The organism is Nonomuraea sp. NPDC049784 (genome assembly GCF_040659615.1).
GTDB lineage: Bacteria > Actinomycetota > Actinomycetes > Streptosporangiales > Streptosporangiaceae > Nonomuraea.
The window spans coordinates 1-2,275 of record NZ_JBFAMX010001029.1 but is presented as its reverse complement, the minus strand read 5'-3'; the positions used below and the strand labels follow the sequence as shown (position 1 = coordinate 2,275).

The 2,275-nt window shown below is 69.7% G+C and carries 3 protein-coding genes; all 3 read left to right on the top strand.

The features are described from left to right. Window positions 1-370, top strand: a 370-nt coding sequence (locus AB0J09_RS62770; protein ID WP_360713769.1) for an Hpt domain-containing protein, incomplete at its 5' end; no start/stop codon positions are given. Window positions 371-453: 83 nt separating this feature from the next. Next, window positions 454-1,224, top strand: a complete 771-nt coding sequence (locus AB0J09_RS62765) for a hypothetical protein (protein ID WP_360713767.1) — start codon at window positions 454-456, stop codon at window positions 1,222-1,224. Beyond that, window positions 1,224-2,102, top strand: coding sequence for a hypothetical protein (locus tag AB0J09_RS62760; protein WP_360713765.1), 879 nt, complete (start codon window positions 1,224-1,226; stop codon window positions 2,100-2,102). Before AB0J09_RS62765 ends, AB0J09_RS62760 begins: the two co-directional genes overlap by 1 nt. Window positions 2,103-2,275: the final 173 nt, after the last annotated feature.

Below are 2,275 nucleotides of genomic sequence, written 5' to 3'. Positions count from 1 at the left end.
CCTGGCCAAGCCCGTGGACTGGGCGCGCGTGCTGGCCAGGATCCCTGAGTGGGCGGCCTACTCCGGGCTTCCGCCCGAGCTGGCGGGCCTGTCGCCGGAGGCGCTCGCGGACGTGGCGGAGGCGTACCTCGTCACCGCCACGCGGACGTTCGAGGAGCTGCGGCAGGCGGCCCAGGCCGGCGACGCGCCGGAGGTGGCCTCGCTCGCGCATCGGCTCAAGGGCAGTTGCGCGACCGTCGGGGCCGTACGGGAGGCCGAGTTGTGCCAGCGTGTCGAGGACCTCGCGCGGACGGGCGCCGTCGAGCGGGAGCCGCTTGACGAACTGGGCGAACTGCTCAAGGCAACCCCCTCGTGGATGAACATCCCGTAGCAGTAAGTTAACGTCCGGGAAATTTGTCTAAGTTACTGTCGCAATGTTGCTGAACATGATCATTTGTAGTGATTGGAGGGTTGATGGCTGATTCGTCTGGTGAGCCCAGCCCAACAACCACCTCAAGCCCGACGGCCACGAGCAGCCCTACCTCGAGCCCGACGCCGACGAGCAGTCCCACCTCGACGCCCACGGAGTCGCCCAGCCCGACGGGCTCTCCGACTCCGACCCCCACACCTACGGGTTCCCCCAGTCCCACCCCCACGGGGTCGCCCAGCCCCACCCCCACGGGGTCGCCGAGCCCCACCCCGACGGGGCCCCCGAGCCCCAGCCCGAGCCCGTCGGACACCCCCACCCCCACGCCCACGTGGCCGGGTACCCCCACGCCCACATGGCCCGGCAGCCCTTCGCCGACGTGGTCGGCTCCTCCCGCGCCGTACCCGTACCCCCGCCCGTCCCCGGACCCGGAACCCACGCCCACCCCGGGCGCCCCCGGGGGCCGGGTCCAGATCGACTGGACGTCGATCCGCCGCCTGGCCAAGCTCTTCGACAAGACCGGCGACGACGTTGTCGCGCTCCACCGCAAGTCCACCTCGCTGGCCACCACCTCCGACCTGGTCGGCGGGGACGGTGACGGGCGCGCGTTCGCCGAGTGGTACAGCGACGGCTACGACTCGCTCACCGAGGCCATGCAGCGCATCGCCGACAAGAACTTCAGCTCGGCGGGGGACTTCCGCGACCTGGAGAAGTTCTGGGACTTCCTGGAGAAAGAGATCATCAACACGCTGCCCAAGATCCCCGATGTCGGTGAGCCGCCGATCCCGAAGGCCCCGCCCCTCAAGGAAGGTGCCTGATGTTCGATCCCTTCCAGGCGCTGGCCTGGTTCGCCGACGTGCACGTGCCGGTGGCCGATGTGAGCAACCTGCGGGATCGGGCCAAGGCGCTGCGCGCATTAGCCGCCTCCATCGGGAAGATCGCCCACCAGACCGACACCGGCGTCGCCAAGGAGCGCAAGGCGAACGACAGCCGCTCCGTGGACCGCTTCGCGGACGTGTGGCCGGAGGAGCTCGCCCCCCGCTACGCCGCGCTCCAGGAGGAGCTGCTGGACCTGGCGGCGGGCTGCGAGGACTACGCCGACGCCGTGGAGGAGCACCGCGAACAGCTCCGGATCATCGGCACGATGCTCGCCGCCATGGCCTTCACGATGATGTTCGGCTTCGTCTACCCGGCGGCCAGGGAGGCGGCCAAGAAGGCGTTCAACTGGCTGGTCGCCAGGGCCAAGCTGGAGCGCACGCTCTTCCAGAAGATCACCAAGATGATCCTGGAGATGCGGATGGGCAAACGCCGTGTCGGCGAGTACTTCGTCCGGGAGGGGCTCGACGCGCTGGCGGACTCCGTTCTGTGGACCGTCCTGAAGACCGGCGTGCACGCGGGCAGCTCCGCGGCCACCGGGAATCCGACGGGCAACCTCTGGGAGTACGCCGGCAAGCACTTCGCCGCCGAGATGGCCTACAACGGCGGCATCAAGGCGTTGAGCGACGTGCGCAAGTTCTTCCCCGCCACGAAGATCACCGACACGCTCCTGGGCACGGGCCCGGCGGGCAAGTTCTTCCGCCGCACCCTGTCGGCCGCCACCATCTACCCGCTCGTGGCCAGCGGCTCGCTGACGCCACAGGGCGCACTCCGCTCGGCGCTGGCGCACGCGCCCAGAGCGTTCATCTTCAAGCGCTGAGTGAGTGAGGAACAGCGATGACGACACCGCACACTGGTGACCCGGAGCTCGATCGCGCTCTGGCCGAGATGGCGGCGCACACGGCTCGCTTCGAGGAGGTGAGCCGCCTGCTGGATGAGACGAGGGGGCGCGGCGAGAGCGCCGGCGGGCAGGTCGCCGTCGAGCTCAAGGCC